Here is a 25155-nt window from a genome sequence, read left to right as displayed (position 1 = left end):
ACCCGGTGGAGGAAACGAAGTGGGGCTGCGCTGGCAGGATTGGCCCGAGGGCCTCGGCGCCCGGCTGCGCGCCGGCTGCGCCATCCCGGCGCACCCGCTGGCGCTGACGCATCGGCGGGCGTTGGACCCGCTGCGGCAACGCGCCCTGTCCCGCTACTACCTGGCGGCCGGCGCCGGGGGCCTCGCCGTCGGCGTGCACACCACGCAATTCGCCATCCGCCAGGTAGGCCTGTTCGAGACGGTGCTGTCACTGGCGGCGGAGGTCGCCTCGGCGCAGCCAACCCCGCCGATCCTGGTCGCCGGCGCCATCGGCCGCACGGAACAGGCGGTGCGGGAGGCACGGATCGCCCGCGGCCTCGGCTACCACGCGGTGCTGCTGAGCCTGGCTGCCTGGAAGGGCGCGTCCGAGGATGAGATGGTCGCGCATTGCGCGGCGGTGGCGGCGGAGATGCCGGTGTTCGGCTTCTACCTGCAACCCGCCGTGGGCGGCGTGCCCCTGCCGGCCAGCTTCTGGAAGCGCTTCGCCGCCATCGAGAATGTCGTCGCCATCAAGATGGCACCCTTCGACCGCTACGCGACGCTCGATGTGCTGCGCGGCGTGCTGGAAGCCGGCGCGGTGGACCGCGTGGCGCTGTACACCGGCAACGACGATCACATCGTGGCGGACCTGCTGACGCCCTTCGCCCTGGCCGGCGCCGACAAGCCGCTGCGCATCCTGGGCGGCCTACTTGGCCACTGGAGCGTCTGGACCAAGGCGGCCGTCGACCTGCATGCGCGCTGCCGCGGTGCCGACGTGACGCCCGACCTGCTGGCGCTCGATGCGCAGGTGACGGAGATGAACGCCGCCGTCTTCGACGTGGCGCATGGCTTTCACGGCGTCATCGCCGGCTGCCACGAGATTTTGCGCCGACAGGGCTTGCTGGACGGCATCTGGTGCCTCGACCCGGCGGAGGGTCTCTCGCCCGGGCAGGCCGACCTGCTGACCGCGGTGGCGCAGCGCTACCCGCATCTGACGGACGACGCCTTCGTCCGCGCGAACCTCAACACCTGGCTGTCCTGAAGGAATTCGGAAACATGGCGGAACGCCGCATCGGCCTCATCATGAACGGCGTCACCGGCCGGATGGGCATGAACCAGCACCTGATCCGCTCCATCGCCGCGATCCGGAAGGATGGCGGCGTGAAGCTGGCGAATGGCGACCGGGTGATGCCCGACCCGATCCTGGTCGGCCGCAACCGGGAGAAGCTGGAGGCGCTGGCGAAGGCGCATGGCATTGCACGGGTTTCGACGGACCTCGACGCCTGCCTCGCTGATCCCAACGACACGCTGTTCTTCGATGCGGCGACGACGCAGATGCGCGCTGGCCTGCTGACCAAGGCGATCCACGCCGGCAAGGACATCTATTGCGAGAAGCCGACCTCCGACAACCTGGCGGAGGCGATGGCCGTCGCGAAGCTGGCGAAGCAGAAGGGCATCAAGGCCGGCGTGGTGCAGGACAAGCTGTTCCTGCCCGGCCTGCGCAAGCTGAAGATGGCGATCGACAGCGGCTTCTTCGGCCGCATCCTCAGCGTGAAGGGCGAGTTCGGCTACTGGGTGTTCGAGGGCGACCTGCAACCGGCACAACGCCCTTCCTGGAACTACAAGAAGGACGAGGGCGGCGGCATCATCCTCGATATGCTCTGCCACTGGCGCTACGTGCTGGACAACCTGTTCGGCAATGTCGAGAGCGTGTCCTGCCTCGGCGCGACGCATATCCCGACGCGCATCGATGAATCCGGCAAGCCCTACAACGCGGACAGCGACGATGCGGCCTATGCGACCTTCCAGCTGGAAGGCGGCGTCATCGCGCACATCAATTCGAGCTGGGTGACGCGCGTGCGGCGCGACGACCTGGTGACGTTCCAGGTGGACGGCACGCATGGCAGCGCGGTCGCCGGATTGCAGAAATGCTGGACCCAGTCCCGCGTCAACACGCCGAAGCCGGTCTGGAGCCCCGATACGCCGCAGCCGATCAACTTCTACGAGGGCTGGCAGGAGATCCCCGACACCGAGCCGATGCCGAACGGCTTCCGCGTGCAATGGGAGCTGTTCTTCAAATTCCTGGCGGGCGAGGTGGACACCTATCCGTGGGACCTGCTGGCCGGTGCCAAGGGTGTGCAGCTGGCCGAGGCGGGCCTGCAATCCTGGGCCGAGCGTCGCTGGATCGACCTGCCGAAGCTGGAGGTCTGACACATGCCGAGCATCAAGCTGCCGGAGGGCGACTACACGCTGCAGGGCCCGCGCGACTTCCCTATGGCGACGCCACCCTTCCCCCGCGTCGCTTTGGCGGCCGCGCATGTCGTCGCGGACACGCTGGCGGACCAAAACCCCTGGCTCGACGCGAAGATCGACTGGGACCGCACCATCGCCTTCCGGAAGTACCTGTGGTCGCTCGGCCTCGGCGTGGCAGAGGCGATGGACACGGCGCAGCGCGGCATGGGGCTGGACTGGGTCGCGGCGCAGGAACTCATCCGCCGGTCGCTCGACGCCATGCAGGACCACCCCGGCGCGGTGATGGCCTCCGGCGCCGGAACGGACCATCTGGCCCCCGGCCCCGATGTCACCGTGGACGATGTGATCCGCGCCTATGAGGAGCAGTGCGAGGCTGTGGAGGCGATGGGCGGGCGCATCATCCTGATGGCGTCGCGCGCCCTGGCGAAGGCGGCCAAATCGCCGGCGGATTACGAGCGGGTCTATGACCGCATCCTGACCCAGGTGCGCCAGCCCGTGGTGATCCACTGGCTCGGCGAGATGTTCGATCCGGCGCTGGAAGGCTACTGGGGCAATCACGACCACATGGCGGCGATGGACACCGCGCTGGCCGTGATCCACGCGCATGCCGACAAGGTCGATGGCGTGAAGGTCTCGCTGCTGGACGACCAGAAGGAGATCTCGATGCGCCGGCGCCTGCCGAAGGGTGTGCGCATGTACACCGGCGACGACTTCAACTACGCCGAACTGATCGCCGGCGACGAGCACGGCTATTCCGACGCGCTGCTCGGCATCTTCGACCCGATCGCGCCGGCGGTGGGCGGCGCCCTGGCCAGCCTGTCGCGCAACGACCTCGCGACCTTCCACGACATCCTGGCGCCGACGGTGCCGCTGTCGCGCCACATCTTCAAGGCGCCGACGCGCTTCTACAAGACCGGCGTGGTGTTCATGGCCTGGCTGAACGGCCACCAGGACCACTTCGTCATGGTCGGCGGCCAGCAATCCACCCGCAGCATCCGCCACTTCTCCGAGTTGTTCCGCCTCGCCGACAAGGCCGGCCTGCTGCGCGACCCGGACATGGCGGTGGCCCGCATGCGCACCCTGCTCGCGCTGCACGGTGCCGCCTGATGCGGATGTCGCTGAACACCGTCACGGTGAAGGAGAAGTGGGGGCTGGCCGAGTGCATCGAAGGCTGCGCCCGGCACGGCGTCCCCGGCATCTCCCCCTGGCGCGACGTGCTCGGCGCCATGGGCGTCGAGAAGGCCGCGAAGCAGATTCGTGATGCGGGCCTGACCGTCACCGGTCTCTGCCGCGGTGGTATGTTCCCTGCCAGTGACCAGGCCGGCCGCGACGCTGCCATCGAGGACAATCGCCGCGCCATCGCCGAAGCCCACGCCATCGGCGCGAAGTGCCTCGTCGTGCTCGGCGGCGGCCTGCCGCCCGGCAGCAAGGACCTTCCCGCAGCGCGGGAGATGCTGCGGGAGGGACTCGGGAAAATCCTTCCGGATGCGCGCGCCGCCGGCGTGACCCTGGCGCTGGAGCCGCTGCACCCGATGACCTGCGCGGATCGCAGCGTGCTGTCCACGCTCGGCCAGGCGCTGGATCTCTGCGACGAGCTTGGCGAGGGCACCGGCATCGCGCTCGATGTCTACCATGTGTGGTGGGACCCGGACCTCGCGGACCAGATCGCCCGCACCGCCGGCCGCATCGCCGGCTTCCATGTCTGCGACTGGAAGGTGCCGACCACCGACACGGTGTTCGACCGTGGCATCCCCGGCGAAGGCGTCATCGACATTCCCGCGATCCGCCGGATGGTGGAAGCGCAGGGCTATGACAGCTTCGCCGAGGTCGAGATCCTGTCGAAGCACTGGTGGCAGCAGGACCCGGACGAAGTCCTGGCCCTGCTCAAGCAACGTCACGTCGACGCCGTCTGAACCAACGGGGAGAAGAAGAATGTCCGCCGACCGCATCACCCGACGAAGCATCCTCGCCGCCGCGCTCGCGGCACCGGCAGTGGCCCACGCGCAGGGCGCCGGCTGGACGCCGACGCGCCCGCTGCGCTTCGTCGTGCCCTTCCCGCCGGGTGGCGCCACGGATGTGGTGGCGCGCGTGCTGGCGGACCGCATGCAGGCCGCACTCGGCCAGCCCGTCACGGTGGAAAACCGCACCGGCGCCGGCGGCAATGTCGGCGTCGAGAACGTGGTGCGCAGCGCGCCGGATGGCTATTCCATCCTGATGGGGACGACGGGCACGCTGACCATCAACCCGCATCTCTACACCAGCATGGGCTTCAACCCGGCCACCGACCTAACGCCGATCGGCATGGCCTTCGCCACCGACCACGTGCTGATCGTCAACCCTTCGGTCCCGGCGCAGACCCTGCAGGAATTCCTGGCGCTGCTGCGGGAACGGCCGGGCGCGCTGTCCTACGGCTCCGGCGGCAACGGCTCCTCCACCCACCTGGTGCCGGAGCTGTTCAAGATGGTGGCCGGCGTGCAGATGCAGCACGTGCCCTATCGCGGCAGCGCGCCGGCCTTGAACGACACCGTCGCCGGCAACGTCCAGGTGATGCTGGACCAGTTGCCCTCCGCGCTGGCGCAGGTGCAGGGCGGCCGCGTGCGGGCGCTGGCCGTCACCGGCCCGAAGCGCAGCAGCCTGCTGCCGAACCTGCCGACCTTCGCCGAGGCTGGCCTCGCCGATGCACAGGCAACCTCCTGGGGCGCGGTGATGGGCCCGGCCGGCATGCCGGCCAACGTCACGGATCGTCTCAGCGCCGTGCTGCGCCAGGTGCTGGCGGAGCCCGCCGTGCAGCAGCGCCTGGCCGCGGCCGGGGCCGATGCGGTGTCCTCCACGCCTGCCGAACTCGCCACCACGATGCGCGACGAGACCGCGAAGTGGGGCCGCGTGGTGCGGGAGGCGCGCATCACCGTGAACTGATGTCTTGACGGCAGCGGTCGCAGCTGCGCGAAGCTGCGACCGCACCTCAAGGCGTCGTTCATGCGTTCCCTGCCTCGCTGGGCCTGGCTTGCCATCCTGCTCGGCCTGCTCGCCGCCACGGCGCTCATCCTGCTGGCCATGGGGCGGGAGCCGATCTGCAAATGCGGCAGCATCAAGCTGTGGCACGGCGAGGTCGTCAGCGCCGAGAACTCGCAGCACATCACGGATTGGTACACGCCGTCGCACATCGTGCACGGCCTGCTGTTCTACGGCGCGCTGCACCTGCTGGCCGGGCGCCTCGGCCTGCTGCCGCGCGCCGTGATCGCGACGGTGATCGAGGCGGCGTGGGAGATCGTCGAGAACACGGAGATGGTGATCCAGCGCTACCGCGAGGCCACCATCGCGCTGGACTATTTCGGCGACAGCGTCCTGAACTCCGTCAGCGACATCGCGGCGATGTGGCTCGGCTTCTGGCTCGCCGCGAAGCTGCCGGTCTGGGCCAGCGTCGCGCTGGTCCTGGCCTTCGAGATCGGCGTGGCGCTGGTGATCCGCGACAACCTGACCCTCAACGTCCTGATGCTGCTCTGGCCGCTGGAGTCCGTCGCGGAATGGCAGGCCGCGCGGTAGCCAGCGCCTATTCCTCCGCCCAGTTCAGCTCCTGCTGCACCAGGCTGGCCCAGTAGGCGGCGCCGAGGCCCAGGATGTCGTCGTTGAAGTCGTATTGCGGCGTGTGGACGTTGTGGAAGCTGCCATCGGCCTTCATGCCGTTGCCGATGCGCATGAACACGCCGGGCTTCTCCTGCAGCATGAAGGCGAAATCCTCGCCGCCCGTGCTCAGCCCGACCTCGCCCACCTTGTCCTGTCCCACCACTGCCGCGGCGGCGGCGATCGCGACGGGCAGCTTCGCCGCCGCATTCACCGTGGGCGGGCAGAGCGGCACGTAGGTCAGTGTCGCGGTGCATCCCTGGGCCGCGGCCAGCGTCTCGGCCAGCGTCTGCAGGCGCGCGCGGATGATCGCCTGGTCAGCGGTCTCGAAATAGCGCGCGGTGCCGCGCACCACGACCTTGGACGGCATGACGTTGGGCGAATCGAAGCTGCCGCCCGCAACATGGCCGACGGACAGCGCGGCACTCGCGGTGGGCTTCAGGTTGCGCGGCAGGATGGACTGCACCGCCAGCAGGAAGTGCCCGAGCACGACCGTTGCATCGGTGGCCAGATGCGGCGCCGCGCCACCATGCCCGCCGGTGCCCTGGAACTCGACGCCCCAGAAATCCGCGCCCGCCAGCATCGGCCCCGGCCGCGTCGCGAAGCTGCCGACCGCCAGGCCCGGCGAATTGTGCAGGCCGTAGACGGCATCGACGGGAAAGCGTTCGAACAGCCCGTCGCGGATCATCGCCGGCGCGCCGGTGCCGGCTTCCTCGGCCGGCTGGAAGATGAACTGCACGGTCCCGGCGAAATCCGGACAGCCGGCCAGGTAGCGCGCGGCGCCGAGCAGCATGGTGGTGTGTCCGTCATGCCCACAGGCATGCATCTTGCCGGGCACGGTGGAGGCGTGCGCGAAGTCGTTCTCCTCCTGGATGAACAGCGCGTCCATGTCGGCGCGCAGCCCGATGGCGCGCTGTCCGGGGCGGCTGCCCTTCAGCGTGCCGACCACGCCGGTGCCGCCGATGCCCTCCGTCACCTCGATGCCCCATTCGCGCAGCTTGCCGGCGACCAGGGCGGCGGTGCGGTGTTCCTCGAAACGGGTCTCGGGATGGCGGTGGATGTCCTGGCGGATCTCCCGCAGCTCGGGCTCATAGGCCTTGATCGCGTCGAGGATGTCCTGCCGCATCGATGATCTCCGTTCGGTCGTTTCAGCCGGTTGGTTGTCTCAGCCCGGCCAGGCCGCACGCGGCATCGGCGCCATCGCCGCGAAGTCCGGCTCCAGCGTCGCGCCCAGGCCCGGCGTCTCCAGGCTGCCGATATCCAGCATTCCGTCCCGGATGGCCAGCCGCGGCCCGTGCGCGGTGTCCGCATAAAGTCCCGGATGCGCCTCCAGGAAACGATACGCCTCCGCCTTCGGACGCCCCGCGAAGCCATCCACGAAATGGTGCCCGTTGCGTTCGACATGCGGCAGGCCGAGCAGGGCGACCAGCGCCAGGTCCTGCTGCACGCAGACGCCCGCCAGCGTGGTCAGGTCCTCCGCCGACATGAAGTAGCGATCGCCGCCTTCCTCCGCATTCCAGGCACGGCAGCGCGCCAGGTTGATGAGGGACCGCCACACGCCCTTGCAGGCCTTGGAGGAGACACCCGCATAGCCGAGTGCGCGGCCCGTCACGAAGGCATCCAGCGGCCCGTCGCTTTCATCGATGATCACGGGCCGCTCCGCACCCAGCGCCGCCATGCCGGTCTCCAGCGCGCGGGCGCGCTTCACCGGCTGCTCGATGTAGAGGATGGACTGGCACAGCCGCGCCAGCCTTGGCTCCGCCTGCATCGCCCGCCACAGCGCCAGCGCACCCTCGGCATCCTCGTACTGCTCGTTGCCGTCGAGGCTGGCGTGGTAGCCCTCCGGCTGGCGGTCCAGCACGCCGGCGATGCGGGACAGGCGTTCCACATCCTGGGCGATGTTGCCGCCGACCTTCAGCTTCCAGTAGTGGTGGCGGTAGGTTCGCGAAATCTCCTCCAGCGTCTCCGGCAGCCCGTCATTCACCCGCGTATCCTGGTCCGAGGTTGTGATGGGATCGACGAGCCCGACGGTGTGACGCGCATGCAGTTGCATCAGAGGCGCCTGGCTGGCCAGCATCGCGCTGAAATCGAAGCCCGCGAGATCCGGCGCCACGTCATGCGCCGTCATGCCGCCGATATTCGCGCGCATCCCGGTCCAGAAGCTGACTCCCTTCGCCTTCAGAGCCGCATCGAGCATGGCGCGGTCCAGCAGCGCGCGGCCATAGCTGGCGACCAGCGGGTTCAGCGCCTCCTCCGCCGCCGCTGCGGTCACGGCGGCGTAGCTGTTGGCGAAGTGGCCGAAGGCGGTGTCGGCCCCGGCCGCCAGCGTCGCATCCGTCGCCAGCTCCAGCGCACGGCGCAACTGCTGCTCGTTCTGCGCATCGGACAGCCTGGGGTCCTTGTCGAACCACTTCGCCGCCAGCGTCTCCGCCGCCATGCCCCAGGCCTCGGTGCCATCCTCCAGCCGGATGCGTGCGCGCACCACCGCCTGGCGGCCCTGCGTCACCGTGATGACGCCGAAGCGGAAGGGCAGCCGCAGCGTGAAGGGCCATTCGAAACGCTGCGTCTCGACCAGGGTGAACCGCATGCTCATGGCTCCAGGATGCCGCGCAGATAGCCGATGGCGCGCGCCGCGCTCGTCGGTCCATCGGGATGGTAGTCGAAGGGTTCCACCGCGCAGAAGCCTGCATACTGCGCGTCATGCAGCGCGGCGAACACCGGCGCGAAGCGATCGGAGCCCTGGCCCGGCCCACGCCGGTTGCGGTCGTTCAGATGCACATGCGCGATCCAGCCGCCCGGCACGAAGCGGCGCAGCAGCTCCGCCGCCGGCTCCGTCTCGCCATTCCCGGCGGCGCTGACATCCAGCATGGTGCGCAGCCCGGGCGAGGCGATGCGGGCGACGATCTCCACCGCCTCCGCCACCGTCCGCGCCCAGTTGGTCTGCCCGGCGTCCAGCGGCTCCAGGCAGTAGGTCAGGCCATGGTCCGCCGCCCACGCGCCCGCCAGCGCCATCGCCTCCTCGGCCCGCGCCGCACCGCCCTCCGCCGCGATATGGCGCTGCTTCGGCGAGCCATGCACCAGCAGCGTCGCGCCGAGGTCGGCGGCGAGCCCCACCAGCCGCTGCATCACATCCAGCGTGCGCGCCCGTAGCGCCGCATCGCCGCTGGTGATCGAAAGCCCCGCCGGCGCCAGCAGCAGCCAGTGCAGGGAGGTGATCGGCGCGCCTTCCTCCCGCGCGATGCGGCGCAGTTCGGCGCGGCGCGCGGCGGGCAGCAAATGCGGCGCCTCGGCGTCCAGGGTGAAGGGCGCGACCTCCAGCCCGTCATAGCCCAGCGCCGCGGCCAGCCGCGCCTGCTCCGCGAAGGGCAGGGCGGCCACCACCTCGTTGCACAGCGAAATCCGCATCGGCGCAGGGTCTCCAGGACCCGCATCTCTTGCGCGGAACGCGGCACCGGCGCAACCGCTTGACCATGCGGGCACCCCGCGCAAGCCTGCAAACATGCTCAGCTTCCGCGCCGCCACGAGGGCGGATCTTCCACGCGCCGCCGCGCTGTCGGCCCTGGTCGGCTGGAACCAGGTGGAAGCCGACTGGTCCGTCTTCCTGGACCATGGCGAGGTGCGGCTGCTGGAGGATGCGGCGGAAGGCCTCGCCGCCAGCGCCGCGCTGCTGCCCTATGGCGCGGACCTCGCCTGGATCTCGATGGTGCTGGTGCGCCCGGACCAGCGGCGGCGCGGCTTCGCCAGCGCGCTGCTGCGCTGGGCGATGCAGGCGCGGCCCGGCATCGGGTGCCTGGCGCTCGACGCGACACCGGCGGGGCGCCAGGTCTACGGCCTGCTCGGCTTCGCCGACGTCTTCGGCTTCGCCCGCTGGTCGCTGCCCGAGGCGCTGCCGCCGCAGCCCATCCCGGTGCGATCGATGACGGAGGCCGACTGGCCCATGGTGCTGGCAATGGACGCCATGGCCTTTGGCGCGCCACGCCAGGCGCTGCTGCGCAATTTCGCGGGCCGCGCGCCCGCGCTGGTGGCTGAGGGCGGCTTCGTGCTGGCACGGGACGGCCTGCGCTCGCCGCAGATCGGCCCGGCGGTGGCGCGGGACGAAGCCACCGCCATCGCGCTGGTGGCCGCCGCACGATCCGCGCTGGGCCGCCCTGCGGTGCTCGATGTGCCGGATGCCGCGACGGGCCTCACCGCGCTGATGGCCGCGCATGGCGGCACGCCGCAGCGGCCCTTCACCCGCATGGCGCTCGGCGCGATGCCGCCCGTGCAGCCGGCGCAGAACTTTGTGCTCGCCGGACCGGAGTTCGGTTGACGAAGCACCGGAAGGGGTCCCACCATCGCCGGTAACCGGTGGGTTACCACCAAAGCAGGGGAGGTCAGGACAGGCCATGTCGATCACACGCAGGACGCTTCTGGCGGCGGGCGCCGCAGGCTTCGCCGCACCGGCCTTGGCACAGGGCGCCGGCTGGCGGCCGGACCGCCCCGTCACCGTCATCGTGCCCTGGGCCGCCGGCGGATCGACCGACCAGATGGCGCGCATCGTGGCGACGGAGCTGGAAGCCGCGCTCGGCCAGCGCTTCGTCGTGGTGAACCAGCCCGGCGCCTCGGGCTCCATCGGCACGCGCAACGCGCTGGAGGCGGCGAAGGATGGCATGACCTGGGCGGCCGGCGCCGCCGTCGATGTCGGCTGCTACAAGGTGCTCGGCCTGCTCGACACGCAGCTTCGGGACTGGAACCTGTACTTCGCGGTGGCCAACGTGAACGTTCTGGTCGCCAACCCGTCCGCCAACATCCGCGATTTCGGCGCGGCGATGGAGGCGTTCAAGGCGCGCGGTGCCAGCACCTCCGTCGCCACCGCGGGCGTGTCCTCCGCCGGCCACAACATGATGGAGGCGGTGCGCGCCGCCTCCCAGATCCAGTACCGCCACGCGACCTATGATGGCGGCAACCCGGCGATGATCGCGACGGTCAGCGGCGAGACGCCGATGGGCGCCGTGCTGCTTGTGGAAGCGGCCGAGATGATCCGCGCCCGCCGCCTGGTCCCGCTGGCGGTGCAGTCCGAACAGCCGGTGACGCTGCAGGGCGTGGGCGAGATTCCCTCCGTCCGCCGCTGGCTGCCGAACATCCCCGCGCCGCTGAACTATTTCGGCATCTGGACGCCGAAGGGCGTGCCGGAGAACGTGGTGAACACGATGAACCAGGTGTGGCAGGAGAAGATCGCCAACAGCCAGCGCCTGAAGGATTATTCCAACCAGCGCGCCGCCGTCTTCGCACCGCTGCATGGCCAGAACGCGCATGACGAGGCGTGGAAGATGGTCCGCCAGACTGCCTGGCTGTATTTCGATGGCGGCAAGGCACAGGTCAGCCCGGACACGCTGGGCATCGCCCGGCTTTGAGGACTGTGGAAGACATGAAAGCCCTCTCCCCCGTTCTTGGGGGAGAGGGTTGGGTGAGGGGGATGGGCAGGCCGACCAAGTCGCTCGACGCGTGGCGCAGCCCCCCCTCACCCCACCCTCTCCCCCCGTTGGGTGGAGAGGGCTTTTTGCCTTGGTTGCTGCGTTGACCGAAGCTGAAAACGCCGCCGAGCGCGCGAAGCTGCCACCGCGGGTGGATCTGTACACCGCGGCGGTGCTGCTGGCGCTCGGCCTCGGGGTGGTGGCGCTGGCCTGGCGGATGCCGACCTTCGTCGAGCAATCCGGCACCGGCCTGACCGCGCCGGGCATCGTGCCCGGCTTCCACGGCCTGGTGGTGGCGCTGCTGTCCGTGCTGCTCGGCCTGCGCGCCATCCGCCAGGGCGCGCTGAAGCGCGGCACCGCCCAGGCCGGTGCCTGGAGCCGGGAGGATGCGCGGCAGCTCGGCACCGCAGCCCTGCTCGGCGTGCTGTACGCCGGCGTGCTGGTGGGCCGCGTCCCGTTTTGGCTCGCCGCCAGCCTGTTCGTCTTCGCCTTCACCGCCGCCTTCGAATGGCAGGCTGGCCCCATCGGCCGCACCCGGCGCCTCATCGAGGCGGCGCTGCTCGGCCTCGCCACCGGCGGCCTGGTGACGCTGGTCTTCGAGCAACTGTTTCTCGTGAGGCTGCCCTGAACAATCCCATCACGATGCTGGGCGATGGCTTCGCCCATGTGCTCCAGGGCGGCGCCATCTTCCATGCCTTCTGGGCGGTGCTGATCGGCATCGTCGTCGGCGCGCTGCCGGGGCTGACGGCGACGATGGGCGTCGCGCTGCTGACCACGCTGACCTTCACCATGGGGCCGCAGGTCGCCATGCTGGTGCTGGTCTGCGTCTATGTCGGCGCGATCTATGGCGGCTCACGCTCCGCCATCCTGCTGAACATCCCGGGCACGCCGGCCTCGGCCGCCTCCACGCTCGATGGGTTTCCGCTGGCCAGGCAGGGGCTGGCGGGGCGGGCGATGGGCATCTCCACGCTGGGGTCCTGGTTCGGCACGCTGTTCGGCACGCTGATCCTGGCGATGTTCGCGCCCAGCTTCGGCGAATTCGCGCTGCAATTCGGCAGCTACGAGATGTTCTGGGTGGCGCTGTTCGGCATCGTCATCGCCGGAAGCCTGTCCGGCGGCGACCCGCTGAAGGGCTACATCGCCGGCTTCCTCGGCCTGCTGGTGGCGACCATCGGGCAGGAGACCAACCACGCCTACCCGCGCTTCGCCTTCGGCAATGCGGACCTCGCCGGCGGGCTCGGGCTGCTGCCGGTGCTGGTCGGCGTCTTCGGCGTGGCGGAGGTGCTGAACGCCATGCGCGGCCCGGCGGTGCGCGCGGTATCCGCCAAGATCGACAGCGTCATCCCGCGCATCCGCGACGTGACGCAGTACTGGCGCACCATCCTGCGCTCCGGCGCGCTCGGCACCTTCATCGGCGCCATGCCGGGCCTGGGCGAGGACATCGCCGCCTGGACCAGCTACGCTGCCGCCAAGCGCGCCTCCAAGGAAAAGGAAAAATTCGGCAAGGGCAGCGTCGAGGGGCTGATGGCGGCGGAAACGGGCGAGAGTGCCTGCGTCCCCGGCGCCATCATCCCGGTCCTGACGCTGGCCGTGCCGGGCTCCGCGCCGGCGGCCGTGCTGATGGCGGCGATGATGATCCACGGGTTGAATCCGGGGCCGATGCTGGCGATCACCGCGCCGGAATTCATCTACCAGATCGTCGCCATGCTGGTGATCGCCGACATGGTGAAGCTGGTCTACGGCCTGATCCTGGTGAAGCCGCTGCTGTGGGTGCTGCTGATCCCGCGGTCGCGCCTGATGCCGATCGTCTTCGTGCTGTGCACCGTGGGGGCATTTGCCATCACCTCCCGCCTGTTCGACATCTGGGTGATGCTCGGCGCCGGGCTTTTCGGCTTCATCCTGCGCGAGCTGCGCTTCCCGATGGCGCCGCTGGTGCTCGGCATCGTGCTGGGCGAGTTGCTCGACAAGAACCTGCTGCGCGGCCTGGTGCTGACGGGCGGCGACGTCTCGCCCTTCTTCACCCGGCCGATCAGCATGGCGCTGTGCGTGCTGACGCTGCTGGCGGTGGCCTGGGCGATCCCGGGCTTCATCCCGCGGGTGATGGGCCTGTTCGGCCGGCGGCGGCCCGCCTGATCAGCAGATGCTGGCGCGGCCCTCGGCGAAGTCCAGCAGGCAGGCGGCATAGCGCAGGGTGAAGCGCCAGTCGCCGCCGGCGCCGTGGCCGGAAAGCCCCTGCGGCCGGTCGAGCAGCAGCAGCGCCGCGGTGCGTGGTGCCAGCCGGGCGAAGGCGGCGGCGCGGCCGGGCGGGTCGGGGGCGTATTCGTCGCCCGTGAAGGTGGCGATGACGACGCGGGTCGTCGGCGCGTTCGCGGCGGTGACGACCCGGGAAAGGTCGTCCAGCGCCCAGGCATGGGCGGGGCTGCCGGTCGGGCCATGTGCGGCGGGGGCGATGGCGATGACGGCATCGGCGCGTACCGGTGCGTCCAGCGCCGCCAACGCGTCCCACGCACCGCGCGACTGGCCGGCGGCGATCACCCGCGGATAACCCCGGGCGCGCATTTCCGCCAGCGCCAGGCGCATGCGGGCGGCGCCGGCCTCGGTCTCGTCCGTCTCCGGGTCGCGATCCAGGCGCAGCACGTCGTAGCCGGCATTGTTGAAGGCCCGGGCATGCGGCTGCGGCTGGCTGCCGCGGCTGTCGGCGCCGCCGGCGGCACGGCCATGCGCCCAGAGATAGGCGCCGCGCGCCGCCTGCGGGCCCTGCCACAGGAAGCGCCCATCCGGCACCAGGGACCAGCCGGGGCCGCCGGCGAGTGCGGCGCGCGGGGTTTGGGGTGCCGGCCGCGCTGCCTCCGGCCAGATGATGTCGAGGTCCCGCGCATAGACGCGGCACTGCGTGCCGCCGTAGCTGGCACAATTGGCCATTGCCCGGTCCGCTGTCGCCTGCGGGTCGTCGCTGATGGCCGCGGCCCAACCCCAGGCCCCGTTGGCGGACAGCGCGAAGGTGCGCGGCGTCGGTTGCAGGAGGAAGCGCTGGTAGTCGGCCCGTCCCTCCGCCGACAGATGCGGCACCCGCATGGGGTCCAGCAGCGGCAGGGTCTCGGCCCGCGCCGCTGGCCCAAGCGCCAGGAGGACGAGCAGGCTCAGCACGATGCGGGGGAAGGGAATCAACATGTCGTGAGGATGGAACCAGAACGAAAGAAGCTTGTCCAGCACGATTCGCGTCCGACCCGCTTGCCGTGGCGCGGCTTCGGCGGCATGGTCCGCCGCCTTTCGGGCCGGCCGACCGGCCCCGGCCGACCAGGGGATTCTCGGATGCGCGTCAAGGACGTGAAGAAGGTCGTGCTCGCCTATTCCGGCGGGCTCGACACCAGCGTGATCCTGAAGTGGTTGCAGACCACCTATCAGTGCGAGGTGGTGACCTTCACCGCCGACCTCGGCCAGGGCGAGGAGCTGGGCCCGGCGCGGGACAAGGCGCTGCTGCTCGGCATCAAGCCGGAGAACATCTTCATCGATGACCTGCGCGAGACCTTCGTGAAGGACTTCGTCTTCCCGATGTTCCGCGCCAATGCGCTGTACGAGGGGATGTACCTGCTCGGCACCTCGATCGCCCGGCCGCTGATCTCGCAGCGCCAGATCGAGATCGCGGAGCAGGTCGGCGCCGATGCCGTGGCGCATGGCGCGACCGGCAAGGGCAACGACCAGGTGCGCTTCGAGCTCAGCTACTACGCGCTGAAGCCGGACATCAAGATCATCGCGCCCTGGCGGGAATGGGAACTCACCAGCCGCACCGCGCTGATCGCCTTCGCCGAACAGCACCAGATCCCGATCGCCAAGGACAAGCGCGGCGAAAGCCCGTTCAGCGTCGACGCGAACCTGCTGCACTCATCTTCCGAGGGCAAGATCCTGGAGGAGCCCTGGGATGCGCCGGACGAGATGGTGTGGCAGCGCACCGTCAGCCCGATGGATGCGCCGGACCGCGTGACCGAGATCACCATCGAGTTCGAGCGTGGCGACGCCATCGGCATCAACGGCGAGCGCATGTCCCCCGCCACGTTGCTCACCAAACTGAACGCGCTCGGCAAGGAAAACGGCATCGGCCGGCTCGACCTGGTGGAAAACCGCTTCGTCGGCATGAAGTCGCGCGGGTGCTACGAGACGCCGGGCGGCACCATCCTGCACACCGCGCACCGCGCCATGGAAAGCATCACGCTGGACCGCGAGGCCTGTCACCTCAAGGACAGCCTGATGCCGCGCTATGCCGAGATCATCTACAACGGCTTCTGGTTCGCCCCCGAGCGCCGGATGCTGCAGGCGCTGATCGACGAGAGCCAGGCGAGCGTGACGGGCACCGTCCGGCTCAAGCTGTACAAGGGCAACACCATCGTCACCGGGCGGCAGTCACCGCACAGCCTGTATTCCATGAAGCACGTCACCTTCGAGGACGACCAGGGCGCCTACGACCAGTTCGACGCCCAGGGCTTCATCAAGCTGAACGCGCTGCGGCTGCGGCTGGGCGCGATGGCCGGCCGGCGCGGCGGCGCCCTGTAGATCGGGCGCGGGGGGGCGTTGTAGAACCCACGGTCAACTCTGCTTCGGCGGCCGCAGGCGCCAGCGCTTGCGGAGCCGCCGGAACAGGCCGCGCCTGGCCAGCGGCTCGAACATCTCGCCCGGCCCCTCGGGGTCCAGCACCTCGTTGTCCGCGAGCCAGGCCTCGACGCTGCTGAGGTCCGGCGTCTCGTAGGGTTGCAGCGTGCGGCCGGGGCGACGCAGCGCCTCGATGGCGCCGATCAGCGAGCCCCGCGCCGCGATCTCCCGCGCCACCTCCTCCGCCGTGCTGCCCAGGTGTTCGGCCAGCAGGCCGTCGCGCACGCCGCGGATCTGATCCTCCACGCCCGGGTTCAGCGCCGCATCCAGCACGACGTCGCATTCCGTGTCGAGGCGCAGGGACCGGTTGTTCATGTTGGAGGAGCCGACGCGCAGCACGCGGTCATCCACCACCAGCACCTTGGCGTGGACATAGATCGGCTGCCCGCCGGCGGTCATCGGGTGGTAGATGCGGAAGCGCCCCTGCGGGTCGTGCCGGCGCAGCGCCTCCCGCAGCCGGGCGCGCGCCGAATCCATCGCGATCGGCTCCAGCCAGCCCTGCGCCGAGACCGGGTTGACCAGCACGATCTCCGGCCCCTCCGGCTCCTCCAGCCGCCGCGCGATCGCCTCGGCGATGCGGCGGGAGGCGAAGTACTGGCTTTCGGCATAGATGCAGTTCCGCGCATTGGCGATGAGGTCGAGATACAGGCGCTCGATCTCATGGATGCCCGTCACGTCCGGCATTTCCGGCTGGGTGCGGGCGATGCCGATCCGCACGTCGCGGAACTGCGCATGCAGCGCCTCCGGCCAGCAATCGCTGCGCAGGGTGAGCGGCGCCAGGGTCATGCCGCTGGCCAGGCGCCAGCGTTCCCGCGCCAGTTCGCCGACGGCGGCGGCCACCGGGCCTTCCAGCGCGGTGGTCGCATCGTGCCAGGGGCCGTGCAGGCTGCCGCCTGGGCGGACGCGGCGCGGCTCCTCGTCCAGGTGCTCGCGCGTGTCCCAGCGGTCGCCCGTCATGTCGATGCCGCCGCAGAAGGCCAGGCAGTCGTCGATCACCACGATCTTCTGGTGGTGCGACCCGCCGGCCGGATGCGCGCCGTCGAAGCGGGAGGTGATTCGCTTATGCGCCTTCCAGCGCAGCAGGGTCAGGATGGTGGTGCCGCGGAACAGCGCCTTGATGGCGCCGAGATCCCAGTGCAGCAGGAAGATCTCGAGCTCCGGCCGCCGGTTCACCAGCCAGATGATGAAATCGCCCAGGCCGTTCGGCGCATCCTTCGAATCGACACCCGGCGTCAGGTCGATACGGGCATCGAAGTCCCAGCCGATCAGCATGATGCGCCGCTGTGCCGCCATCATCGCCGCGCGGGCGGAGGCAAAGTACTCCGCGGCATCGATGATGACGGTGGCACGGGTGGCCTGTTCCACCCGCCAGACATTCGTGCCGGGGCGCAAGGCGGAGTCGGGTGTCGTCACGGCGGGAGGTGGCGTGGCCTGCATCGCTTCATTGGATCGCGGTCCGCCACGTGGTCAAGCCTGCTGTTGCAAGCCCGCGACGGATTGATCCGCGGTGCTGCAACTGGTCTCACGCACAGATCAAATCAGCCGGCCGGCAGCCGCACGATGAAGCGCGCACCCAGTACCGCGCCACTGGCATCGCGCCGGTTCTCCGCCGCGATCCGCCCGCGCAGCCCCTCCACGATCTGCTTGGAGATCGACAGGCCGAGGCCCGAATGCTGGCCGAACAATTCGCTGCTGGGACGCTCCGAATAGAAGCGGTCGAAGATGCTTTCCAGCTTGGCGTCCGGGATGCCCGGGCCTTCATCCTCGATGACGAACTCCACCATCTGCCCCGTGCGCCGCGCCCGCAGCGTCACCTTGCCGCCCTTCGGGCTGAAGGAGATCGCATTGCCGATCAGGTTGCGGAACACCTGCACCAGGCGCCCCTCGACGCCGCGCACGATGAGGCCGGAGGCCGGCGCCTCGATCTCCAGCCGCGGGTCGTCCTCCTCCCGCGTCGCCGCCTGCAATTCGCCGAGCGCGCCCAGGATCGGCGCGACATCCACCGGCTGCGCGATGGTGCGTGACAATTCCGCGTCGACCCTTGAACTATCCGCGATGTCGTTGATCAGCCGATCCATGCGCACCGCGTCGTCGGAGATGATGGCCAGCAGCCTTCGCTGCTTCACCGGGTCCTCGATTCGCCGCAGCGTCTCGATCGCGCTGCGCACGCTGGTCAGCGGATTGCGCAGCTCATGCGCCACGTCGGCCGCGAAGCGTTCATTCGCATCGATGCGGGCCCACAGGGCGCGCGCGGCGGTCTGCAGGTCGCGCGCCAGCACGCCGATCTCATCCTCCCGCTTCAGCAGCGGCGCCGGCACGCTGCCGCCGCGGCCCTCGCCTTCCCGCATCGCGGCGGCGGAGCGCGCGAGTTGCAGGATCGGCGTGGCGATGGTGCGGGACAGGTACAGCGACAGCAGCACCGTCAGCACCAGCGCGATGGCGAACAGCACCAGCACGGAGACGCGAATGTCGAGCAGCCGCTGGTCCACCTCCCGCGCCTCCCGCGTCAGCAGCACGATGCCGACGGAGGCGGCGCCGCGGCGCGCAGGCTCGGCGACGGAGACCAGCAGGCGGCCATCCGCGGTGCGGCGGATATACGGACGCACGCCGCCTTCCAGCGCCAGGCGCAACTCCTCCCGCCGATCGGTGCCGCTGCTGCCGCCGAATTCCGGCTGCCAGTCGAAGGACGGCGCGTTGGGGTTCACATCCACCAGCATGCCGGTGCCGCCGCTGCCGCGCGGCAGCACCGCCAGCACGCGCTCATAGATGCCGGCGACGGTGCCGGCGAAGGCGCCGCGGGGTTCCGGCGGGGTCAGCGGCTCGGTCACGATGGCGCCGCCCGGGCCTTCCCGCACCCGGCTGTCGGCCACCAGCAGGCCGGTGTTGTCGAACAGCCGGGCCTGGGTGTTGGGCGAAGGCTCCACCAGCCGCCGCAGCAGCGGCCGCGCCGCCTCCGGCACCAGGATGGTGCGGTCGTCGCTGGGGCGGGAGGCTGCCTCGCCGATGGCCGCCGCGTAGATGCGCGCCTGGGTCCGCAGCGCCTCCACCTCCGCCGCCAGCAGGCCGTTCTGGTACTGGTCCAGGTACAAAAGCGCCGCGGCCAGCAGGGCCGGCGGCAGCACGTTCATCAGCAGGATGCGGCGCAGCAGCGGCGACATCCAGCGCCGCCGCCGCGGCTCCGTCTTCACGGCAGGGGAGGGTGCGCCACCCGCATCCGGCATCTTGTCTCAAAATTCCCATCGGTTGGCCGCCACAGGGTAACGCGGAATGGCACAGGGAGGCCATGCCGGTTGCAAGCCGCGCCGGAACGGCCAAGACTCGCCGCAAACCAGGGAAACGACCGAAAATGCTCGGACTGATGCAGGATTGGCCGCTGCGGCTCCACCGCCTGATCGACCATGCCGCCCGCCACCATGGCGGCCGCGCCATCGTCAGCCGCAGCGTGGAGGGTCCGGTGCAGCGCACCGACTATGCCGCCATCCGCCGCCGATCCCTGGCCCTGGCGCAGCGCCTGGCGCGCGAAGGCGTGAAGCCCGGCGACCGGGTGGCCACCATGGCCTGGAACACCTGGCGCCATATCGAGGCCTGGTACGGCATCACCGGCGCCGGCGCCATCTACCACACCCTGAACCCGCGCCTGTTCCCCGACCAGATCGCCTGGATCCTGAACCACGCCGAAAGCCGGCTGATGTTCTGCGACCTCAGTTTTCTCAAATTGCTGGAAGGAATCGCGCCGAAGCTGCCGCACATCACCCGGTATGTTGTCCTGACCGGGCCGGAGACCGTGCCGGAGACCACCCTCCCGGGGGCGGTGGACTACGAATCCTGGCTGGCCGAGGCGGATGGCGACTTCGAATGGGTGGCGGGGGAGGAGAACGCCGCCGCCGGGCTCTGCTACACCTCCGGCACCACGGGCGAGCCCAAGGGCGTGCTGTATTCGCACCGCTCTAACGTGATCCACGCGCTGGCCTGCAACGCGCCGGACATGCTGGGGCTGTCCGCCACGGACCGGGTGATGCCGGTGGTGCCGATGTTCCACGCCAATGGCTGGTGCCTGCCCTTCATCGCGCCGCTGTCCGGCGCGTCGCTGATCCTGCCCGGGCCGAAGCTGGACGGCGAATCGCTGCAAAGCCTGATGCAGGCGGAGGGCGTCACCTTCACCGCCGCGGTGCCCACCGTCTGGCTCGGCCTGCTGCAGTACCTAGAGGCGTCCTCCGCGCCGCTGTCCACGCTGAAGCGCGTGGTGATCGGCGGCTCCGCCTGCCCGCGCGCCCTGACCGCGGCCTTCGAGCGCCGCGGCGTGCATGTCGTGCATGCCTGGGGCATGACGGAGACCAGCCCGATCGGCACCATCTGCGGCGTCAAGCCGGAAGTGGCCGGGCGCGACGCGGAAGGCACGCTGGACCTGCAGGAGACCCAGGGTTTTCCGCCCTTCACGGTCGATATGCGGATCGTCGGCGACGACGGCACGGAAAAGCCCTGGGACGGCACCACCTTCGGCAACCTCCAGGTCCGCGGCCCGACGGTGACCCGCAGCTACTTCAAGGCCGGGCATGACGCGCTGACGCCGGATGGCTGGTTCGAGACCGGGGACGTCGCGACCATCGATCCCGCCGGCTACATGCACATCACCGACCGCACCAAGGACGTGATCAAGTCCGGCGGCGAGTGGATCTCCTCCATCGAGCTGGAGAACCTGGCGATGGGCCACCCCGACGTGGCGGAGGCCGCGGTGGTGGCGGCACGCCACCCGAAATGGGACGAACGGCCGCTGCTGGTGGTGGTGCCGAAGGCGGGGCGGGAGGTGTCCCGCGACAGCCTGCTGGCCCACCTGGCGCCGCAGGTCGCGAAATGGTGGCTGCCGGACGATGTGGTGGTGGTGGCCGAGATCCCGCACACCGCCACCGGCAAGATCCTGAAGACCAAGCTGCGGGAGCAGTTCGCCGGCTATTTCGGCGTGCCGTAGGACCACCCGGATGGCCCCGCCGCGCATCGGCCTCGCCCTCGGCAGCGGTGCCGCGCGCGGCTGGTCGCATATCGGCGTGATCGAGGCGCTGGGCGAGGCCGGCATCGTGCCGGACATCATCGCCGGCACCTCGATCGGCGCCCTGGTCGGCGCCGCACAGGTCGCAGGCCGGCTGCCCGCGCTGCGGGACTGGGTCGCGGCCGCGACCTGGCGGGACATCGTGGGCCTGCTGGATGTTCGCCTGACCGGCGGCGGGCTGATCGAGGGCGACGACCTGCTCGACTTCCTGCGCGGCCTCGGCATCGACGCGCCGATCGAGAGCTACCCCACGCCCTTCGCCGCCATCGCCACCGACCTCGCCACCGGGCGGGAGGTCTGGCTGCAATCCGGGCCCATCGCGGCCGCGGTGCGCGCCTCCGCCGCGCTGCCCGGCCTGTTCAGCCCCATGCGGGCGGAGGGGCGGTGGCTGGTGGATGGCGGGCTGTGCAACCCGGTGCCGGTGTCCGTCTGCCGTGCGCTCGGGGCGGAGGTGATCCTGGCGGTCAACCTGAACGGCGACCTGCTCGGCCGCCGCTTCCAGGCCGGGCCGGAGCCGCCACCCGCCACGCCGGCCCTTCCCGCCGAAGGCTTCGTCGAGGCGATGCGCCACCTGCCCGCCACGCTGCGCGACCATGCGGCCGCCATCGGCGAAAGGCTGTTCCCGCCGGCACCGGCCACGCCCGGCTATTTCGACGTGCTGGCCAATTCCATCAACATCATGCAGGACCAGATCACCCGCACCCGCCTGGCCGGGGAGCCGCCGCACGTCATGCTGCTTCCGCGCCTGCGCGACATGGGGCTGATGGAGTTCCAGCGCGGGCGGGAGGCGATCGCCGAAGGCCGCGCCTGCGTCGAACAGGCGCTGCCGGCGATCCGCCGCTACCTGTAGGGTCAGGCTTCCTTGTAGCGGTAGCCCAGCCCGTACAGCGTCTCGATCTGCTGGAAGTCGTCATCCACCTGGCGGAACTTCTTGCGCACGCGCTTCACGTGGCTGTCGATGGTGCGGTCATCGACGTAGATGTTCTCGCCATAGGCACCATCGATCAGCTGGTCGCGGTTCTTCACCATGCCGGGCCGCACCGCCAGGGCCTTCACCAGCAGGAACTCGGTCACGGTCAGCTGCACCTGCTGGCCCTTCCACATGCAGGTGTGCTTCGTCTCATCCAGCACCAGGTCACCGCGGGCGATGATGCCGCCGGCGGGGGTGCCGCTGCCCTCGGCGCGGCCGGCCTCGTTGCGGCGCAGCAGGGCGCGGATGCGCTCCAGCAGCAGGCGCTGGCTGAACGGCTTGGTGATGTAGTCGTCGGCGCCGAGCCGCAGGCCCATCAGCTCGTCCAGTTCGTCATCCTTGCTGGTCAGGAAGATCACCGGCATGGCGCTGCGCTGGCGCAGGCGCTGCAACAGCTCCATCCCGTCCATGCGCGGCATCTTGATGTCGAGCACGGCGAGGTCCGCCGGCTTGGCCATCAGGCCCTGCAAGGCGCTTTCGCCATCCGTGAAGGTGCGCACGGTGAAGCCCTCCTGCTCCAGGGTCATGGAGACGCTGGTCAGGATGTTGCGGTCGTCGTCCACCAGGGCGATGGTATGCGGCACGGGTGCGAGCCTCCTCGAGGGGCGGAAAACGGCGCCAGGTGGATAGACTGAAGTGCAATTGTGGCAAAGCCACGGTCACGCAGCCGTGCTTGCCTATGGGGACCCCGCGTGACGGAACAGCCAGGCTTCGAGGCGCGGCAACTGCTGCGCGCCTCCTCCTCCGCCACCCTGGCGACGGCAACTGCCGGTCCGGATGGCGCCCAGCCCTTTGCCAGCCTGGTCACGCCCGCCTTCCTGCCGGACCTGACGGCGCTGCTGCTGCTGTCCGACCTGTCCGAGCACACCCGCCACCTGAAGACGGAACCGCGCTGCGCCCTGATGGCGCAGGGCGCGCCGGACGGCGCCAACCCGCAGACCGCGCCACGCGTGACGCTGACCGGCCTGGCCGAGCCGGTGCCGGCGGCGGAGGTCGCGGCGCTGAAGCCGCGCTGGCTGGCCCGCCACCCCTACGCCGCCCTCTACGCCGATTTCGGCGATTTCCACCTCTGGCGCGTCACACCCGTCGCGGCGCTGCTGGTCGGCGGCTTCGCGCGCGCCACGCGGCTGCGGCAGGAGGCGCTGCTGCCGGACGCGGCGGCGGTGGCGGCGCTGGCCGCGGCCGAGGCCGGCATCCTTGGCCATGTGAACGAGGACCACGCCGATGCGCTCGCCGCCATCGCCACCGGACTGCTCGCCCAGCCGGCAGGAGACTGGCGGATGGTGGCGGTGGACCCGGATGGCTGCGACCTGGCGTCCGGCGACCGCGTGGCCCGGCTGCCCTGGCCCGCCCCGGTCACCGATGCCGACGGGGTGCGCATGGCCCTGGTCCAGGCCGCGCGGGAGGCCAGGACGAGAAAGTAACCAATCGGTTCGCGTTGCTTGTGACAGCTTACCCGCCGTAATTTCGCCGCCAGCGGCGCCCAGAGGGGACGACGATGATGTGGCGGGCGCGTTTGGCGTCGAACCACATCCATTTGGAGGATAGTCATGACGTCCGAGGTATCCGCCCTGGCCGGGACCGGTGTTGCCGGCCCCGCCACCATCCACGCCAACCTGACCGCGCCGGGCCTCTACGCCCATGCGCTGCGGCGGGGCGAGGGGCGGCTTTCGGCGGATGGCGCCTTCATGGCCGTCACCGGCCAGCACACCGGGCGGTCCGTCCAGGACAAGTTCGTGGTGGACGACCCTTCGGTGCATGACGCGATCTGGTGGGGCAAGGTCAACCGGCCCCTGGCGCCGGAGAAGTTCTCCGCCTTCACCGCCAAGGTCCGCACCTGGCTCGGCGAGAAGCCGGAGCTGTTCACCCAGGACCTGTATGCCGGCGCCGACCCGGCGCACCGCATCAAGGTGCGCCTGGTCACCACCAATGCCTGGCACGCGATGTTCGCGCGCAACATGTTCATCCGCCCGCCGCGCGAGGAACTGGCCGGCTTCAAGCCGGACTACACCATCCTGCACGCCCCGGAATACGAGGCCGATCCGGCCGTCGATGGCTGCCGCACCAGCACCCTCATCGCGCTGTCCTTCGCCGCCCGCACCATCTGCATCGCCGGCACCAGCTATGCGGGCGAGATCAAGAAATCCATCTTCACCGTGATGAACTGGATCCTGCCGGACCGCGGCGTGCTGCCGATGCACTGCTCCGCCAACCTCGGCAGGAACGGTGACACCGCGCTGTTCTTCGGCCTGTCCGGCACCGGCAAGACCACCCTTTCCTCCGACCCCGAGCGCAGCCTGATCGGCGATGACGAGCATGGCTGGTCGGAGACCGGCGTCTTCAACTTCGAGGGCGGCTGCTACGCCAAGGTCATCAAGCTGTCGCGCGAGGCCGAGCCGCAGATCTGGGACGCCTCCCACCGCTTTGGCGCGGTGCTGGAGAATGTGGTCGGCGACGACTACGGCAGCCTCGACCTCGACGACAACGGCCTGACCGAGAACACCCGCGCCTGCTACCCGATCGAGTTCATCCCGAACACGGTGCAGGGCGGCGTCGCCGGGCTGCCGAAGAACGTGGTGATGCTGACGGCGGACGCCTTCGGCGTGCTGCCGCCGATCGCCAAGCTGTCCGCCGCGCAGGCGATGTACCACTTCCTGTCCGGCTACACCGCGCGCGTGGCGGGGACGGAGAAGGGCCTCGGCAAGGAACCGCAGGCGACGTTCAGCACCTGCTTCGGCGCCCCGTTCCTGCCGCGCCACCCGGAAGTCTATGGCCGCATGCTGGCCGAGCGCATCGCGCGCGACGGCGCCGAAGTGTGGCTGGTGAACACCGGCTGGACCGGCGGCGCCTATGGCACCGGCAAGCGGATGAGCATCCAGCACACCCGCGCCCTGCTGCGCGCGGCGCTGGACGGATCGCTGGCCAAGGTGGAGTTCCAGCGCGACCCGTTCTTCGGCCTGATGATCCCGAAGTCGGTCCCGGGCGTCCCGGCCGAGGTGCTGAACCCGCGCGACAGCTGGGCCGACAAGGACGCCTATGATCGCCAGGCGAAGCAGCTCGTCGGATTGTTCGAGCAGAACTTCGAAAGCTTCGCCGGTGCCGTCAGCGACGATGTGAAGGCGGCGGCGATCCGCACGGCGGCCTGAGTTCGG

General features: G+C 70.1%; 22 protein-coding genes. 15 read left to right on the top strand and 7 right to left on the bottom strand.

All coding sequences use genetic code 11. The features are described from left to right. The first annotated feature begins 19 nt into the window (after nt 1-19). The 6 genes from ACFHPP_RS09685 to ACFHPP_RS09660 are packed head-to-tail and all read left to right on the top strand — an operon-like array spanning nt 20 to nt 5814. On the top strand, nt 20-1060 hold the full coding sequence (locus ACFHPP_RS09685) for a dihydrodipicolinate synthase family protein (RefSeq protein WP_437163062.1): 1041 nt from the start codon (nt 20-22) through the stop codon (nt 1058-1060). 14 nt (nt 1061-1074) lie between these two features. Continuing rightward, nucleotides 1075-2229: a Gfo/Idh/MocA family protein gene (locus ACFHPP_RS09680; RefSeq protein ID WP_437163061.1), complete on the top strand. Its 1155-nt coding sequence runs from the start codon at nt 1075-1077 to the stop codon at nt 2227-2229. A 3-nt stretch (nt 2230-2232) separates the two neighbouring features. Beyond that, complete coding sequence (locus ACFHPP_RS09675; RefSeq protein WP_437163060.1) at nt 2233-3378, top strand: dihydrodipicolinate synthase family protein; 1146 nt, start codon at nt 2233-2235, stop codon at nt 3376-3378. Further along, on the top strand, nt 3378-4184 hold the full coding sequence (locus tag ACFHPP_RS09670) for a sugar phosphate isomerase/epimerase family protein (RefSeq protein ID WP_437163059.1): 807 nt from the start codon (nt 3378-3380) through the stop codon (nt 4182-4184). Before ACFHPP_RS09675 ends, ACFHPP_RS09670 begins: the two co-directional genes overlap by 1 nt. Nucleotides 4185-4203: 19 nt before the next feature. Continuing rightward, nucleotides 4204-5187, top strand: coding sequence for a Bug family tripartite tricarboxylate transporter substrate binding protein (locus ACFHPP_RS09665; protein WP_437163058.1), 984 nt, complete (start codon nt 4204-4206; stop codon nt 5185-5187). A gap of 60 nt (nt 5188-5247) precedes the next feature. After that, nucleotides 5248-5814, top strand: a complete 567-nt coding sequence (locus ACFHPP_RS09660) for a DUF2585 domain-containing protein (protein WP_437163057.1) — start codon at nt 5248-5250, stop codon at nt 5812-5814. Nucleotides 5815-5821: 7 nt separating this feature from the next. Here ACFHPP_RS09660 and ACFHPP_RS09655 read toward each other — a convergent pair whose 3' ends face one another. Genes ACFHPP_RS09655 through ACFHPP_RS09645 form a run of 3 tightly spaced genes read right to left on the bottom strand, consistent with a single transcriptional unit; the run spans nt 5822 to nt 9297 of the window. Then, the gene (locus ACFHPP_RS09655) at nt 5822-7018 is read right to left on the bottom strand and encodes an amidohydrolase (RefSeq protein ID WP_437163056.1); all 1197 of its coding nucleotides are present in this window, start codon (nt 7016-7018) and stop codon (nt 5822-5824) included. 39 nt (nt 7019-7057) lie between these two features. Next, nucleotides 7058-8479 carry a mandelate racemase gene (locus ACFHPP_RS09650; protein ID WP_437163055.1) on the bottom strand — a complete coding sequence of 474 codons (1422 nt, stop codon included), beginning with the start codon at nt 8477-8479 and terminating at the stop codon, nt 7058-7060. 2 nt (nt 8480-8481) lie between these two features. Continuing rightward, a complete protein-coding gene (locus ACFHPP_RS09645; RefSeq protein ID WP_437163054.1) occupies nt 8482-9297 on the bottom strand; it encodes a sugar phosphate isomerase/epimerase family protein in 816 nt (271 codons plus the stop codon). Between the two features lie 94 nt (nt 9298-9391). Here ACFHPP_RS09645 and ACFHPP_RS09640 point away from each other — a divergent pair, with 94 nt between their 5' ends. The 4 genes from ACFHPP_RS09640 to ACFHPP_RS09625 all read left to right on the top strand — a co-directional run bounded on the left by ACFHPP_RS09640 (nt 9392) and on the right by ACFHPP_RS09625 (nt 13478). After that, a complete protein-coding gene (locus ACFHPP_RS09640) occupies nt 9392-10201 on the top strand; it encodes a GNAT family N-acetyltransferase (protein ID WP_437163053.1) in 810 nt (269 codons plus the stop codon). A gap of 76 nt (nt 10202-10277) precedes the next feature. Beyond that, nucleotides 10278-11285: a Bug family tripartite tricarboxylate transporter substrate binding protein gene (locus tag ACFHPP_RS09635; RefSeq protein ID WP_437163052.1), complete on the top strand. Its 1008-nt coding sequence runs from the start codon at nt 10278-10280 to the stop codon at nt 11283-11285. Nucleotides 11286-11448: 163 nt separating this feature from the next. After that, entirely contained in the window at nt 11449-11973 is a 525-nt protein-coding gene (locus tag ACFHPP_RS09630) for a tripartite tricarboxylate transporter TctB family protein (RefSeq protein ID WP_437163051.1), read from the top strand. 14 nt (nt 11974-11987) lie between these two features. Further along, nucleotides 11988-13478 carry a tripartite tricarboxylate transporter permease gene (locus tag ACFHPP_RS09625; protein ID WP_437163050.1) on the top strand — a complete coding sequence of 497 codons (1491 nt, stop codon included), beginning with the start codon at nt 11988-11990 and terminating at the stop codon, nt 13476-13478. Here the strand turns inward: ACFHPP_RS09625 and ACFHPP_RS09620 are convergent, their stop codons facing one another. Next, entirely contained in the window at nt 13479-14558 is a 1080-nt protein-coding gene (locus tag ACFHPP_RS09620; protein WP_437163049.1) for a hypothetical protein, read from the bottom strand. It lies immediately after the preceding gene. 99 nt (nt 14559-14657) lie between these two features. On the opposite strand from ACFHPP_RS09620, the gene ACFHPP_RS09615 reads away from it, so the two are divergent. Beyond that, complete coding sequence (locus tag ACFHPP_RS09615) at nt 14658-15893, top strand: argininosuccinate synthase (RefSeq protein WP_437163048.1); 1236 nt, start codon at nt 14658-14660, stop codon at nt 15891-15893. Nucleotides 15894-15926: 33 nt separating this feature from the next. Here the strand turns inward: ACFHPP_RS09615 and ACFHPP_RS09610 are convergent, their stop codons facing one another. Together ACFHPP_RS09610 and ACFHPP_RS09605 are read right to left on the bottom strand one after the other, a co-directional pair. Beyond that, nucleotides 15927-17402: a phospholipase D-like domain-containing protein gene (locus ACFHPP_RS09610; RefSeq protein ID WP_437163047.1), complete on the bottom strand. Its 1476-nt coding sequence runs from the start codon at nt 17400-17402 to the stop codon at nt 15927-15929. 125 nt (nt 17403-17527) lie between these two features. Continuing rightward, on the bottom strand, nt 17528-19210 hold the full coding sequence (locus ACFHPP_RS09605) for a stimulus-sensing domain-containing protein (RefSeq protein WP_437163046.1): 1683 nt from the start codon (nt 19208-19210) through the stop codon (nt 17528-17530). Nucleotides 19211-19335: 125 nt separating this feature from the next. Here ACFHPP_RS09605 and ACFHPP_RS09600 point away from each other — a divergent pair, with 125 nt between their 5' ends. Continuing rightward, a complete protein-coding gene (locus tag ACFHPP_RS09600; protein ID WP_437163045.1) occupies nt 19336-20955 on the top strand; it encodes a long-chain-fatty-acid--CoA ligase in 1620 nt (539 codons plus the stop codon). 10 nt (nt 20956-20965) lie between these two features. After that, nucleotides 20966-21883, top strand: coding sequence for a patatin-like phospholipase family protein (locus ACFHPP_RS09595; protein WP_437163044.1), 918 nt, complete (start codon nt 20966-20968; stop codon nt 21881-21883). Between the two features lie 2 nt (nt 21884-21885). Here ACFHPP_RS09595 and ACFHPP_RS09590 read toward each other — a convergent pair whose 3' ends face one another. Beyond that, nucleotides 21886-22587, bottom strand: a complete 702-nt coding sequence (locus tag ACFHPP_RS09590; protein ID WP_430669388.1) for a response regulator transcription factor — start codon at nt 22585-22587, stop codon at nt 21886-21888. A gap of 108 nt (nt 22588-22695) precedes the next feature. On the opposite strand from ACFHPP_RS09590, the gene ACFHPP_RS09585 reads away from it, so the two are divergent. Both ACFHPP_RS09585 and ACFHPP_RS09580 read left to right on the top strand, forming a co-directional pair. Then, complete coding sequence (locus ACFHPP_RS09585) at nt 22696-23427, top strand: HugZ family protein (RefSeq protein ID WP_437163043.1); 732 nt, start codon at nt 22696-22698, stop codon at nt 23425-23427. Nucleotides 23428-23553: 126 nt separating this feature from the next. After that, complete coding sequence (locus tag ACFHPP_RS09580) at nt 23554-25149, top strand: phosphoenolpyruvate carboxykinase (protein ID WP_437163042.1); 1596 nt, start codon at nt 23554-23556, stop codon at nt 25147-25149. Nucleotides 25150-25155 lie beyond the last annotated feature (6 nt).

It is taken from the genome of Falsiroseomonas sp. E2-1-a20, from assembly GCF_051433195.1.
In the GTDB taxonomy this organism is placed as follows: Bacteria; Pseudomonadota; Alphaproteobacteria; order Acetobacterales; family Acetobacteraceae; genus Falsiroseomonas.
This window is presented reverse-complemented; position numbering and strand designations above follow the sequence as displayed.

Bases quoted from the DNA above. Each gene is read 5' to 3' on its own strand.
- ACFHPP_RS09680 (WP_437163061.1), top strand. From the start codon at position 1,075: ATGGCGGAACGCCGCATCGGCCTCATCATGAACGGCGTCACCGGCCGG.
- ACFHPP_RS09675 (WP_437163060.1), top strand. From the start codon at position 2,233: ATGCCGAGCATCAAGCTGCCGGAGGGCGACTACACGCTGCAGGGCCCG.
- ACFHPP_RS09670 (WP_437163059.1), top strand. From the start codon at position 3,378: ATGCGGATGTCGCTGAACACCGTCACGGTGAAGGAGAAGTGGGGGCTG.
- ACFHPP_RS09665 (WP_437163058.1), top strand. From the start codon at position 4,204: ATGTCCGCCGACCGCATCACCCGACGAAGCATCCTCGCCGCCGCGCTC.
- ACFHPP_RS09660 (WP_437163057.1), top strand. From the start codon at position 5,248: ATGCGTTCCCTGCCTCGCTGGGCCTGGCTTGCCATCCTGCTCGGCCTG.
- ACFHPP_RS09655 (WP_437163056.1), bottom strand. From the start codon at position 7,018: ATGCGGCAGGACATCCTCGACGCGATCAAGGCCTATGAGCCCGAGCTG.
- ACFHPP_RS09650 (WP_437163055.1), bottom strand. From the start codon at position 8,479: ATGCGGTTCACCCTGGTCGAGACGCAGCGTTTCGAATGGCCCTTCACG.
- ACFHPP_RS09645 (WP_437163054.1), bottom strand. From the start codon at position 9,297: ATGCGGATTTCGCTGTGCAACGAGGTGGTGGCCGCCCTGCCCTTCGCG.
- ACFHPP_RS09640 (WP_437163053.1), top strand. From the start codon at position 9,392: ATGCTCAGCTTCCGCGCCGCCACGAGGGCGGATCTTCCACGCGCCGCC.
- ACFHPP_RS09635 (WP_437163052.1), top strand. From the start codon at position 10,278: ATGTCGATCACACGCAGGACGCTTCTGGCGGCGGGCGCCGCAGGCTTC.
- ACFHPP_RS09625 (WP_437163050.1), top strand. From the start codon at position 11,988: ATGCTGGGCGATGGCTTCGCCCATGTGCTCCAGGGCGGCGCCATCTTC.
- ACFHPP_RS09615 (WP_437163048.1), top strand. From the start codon at position 14,658: ATGCGCGTCAAGGACGTGAAGAAGGTCGTGCTCGCCTATTCCGGCGGG.
- ACFHPP_RS09605 (WP_437163046.1), bottom strand. From the start codon at position 19,210: ATGCCGGATGCGGGTGGCGCACCCTCCCCTGCCGTGAAGACGGAGCCG.
- ACFHPP_RS09600 (WP_437163045.1), top strand. From the start codon at position 19,336: ATGCTCGGACTGATGCAGGATTGGCCGCTGCGGCTCCACCGCCTGATC.
- ACFHPP_RS09595 (WP_437163044.1), top strand. From the start codon at position 20,966: ATGGCCCCGCCGCGCATCGGCCTCGCCCTCGGCAGCGGTGCCGCGCGC.
- ACFHPP_RS09580 (WP_437163042.1), top strand. From the start codon at position 23,554: ATGACGTCCGAGGTATCCGCCCTGGCCGGGACCGGTGTTGCCGGCCCC.